The following is a 228-nucleotide window of genomic DNA, read 5'->3' on the forward strand; positions in this document are numbered from 1 at the left end:
CAATACAGCGAGCCATCATCTTGACGTCGTCTTCCTGGAGGCAGGCTGACGCGCACATGTCGCACGCATCGGCGCAGTCGTTACAGGCTTTGATACAGGTTTCGTGTTGTTGGTGCATGATCTTCTCCTTGAAAGTTGGGTTCGGCCTCGGTTCAGGACATCTGGACGGTGTGGGGAAGGTTATGGCCCCTCCTCCCTAGAACCACAGGCGCACGCCGGCGACCGCCT

At 58.3% G+C, this 228-nt stretch carries 1 protein-coding gene; it reads right to left on the reverse strand.

Annotated features, from left to right (window positions below; all coding sequences use genetic code 11):
• On the reverse strand, positions 1-118 hold a 118-nt coding region (locus KVT32_RS32000; protein WP_217619627.1), incomplete at its 3' end, for a four-helix bundle copper-binding protein.
• Positions 119-228: the final 110 nt, after the last annotated feature.

This window comes from Achromobacter sp. GbtcB20 (assembly GCF_019091095.1).
Classification (GTDB): Bacteria; Pseudomonadota; Gammaproteobacteria; order Burkholderiales; family Burkholderiaceae_B; genus Achromobacter; species Achromobacter mucicolens.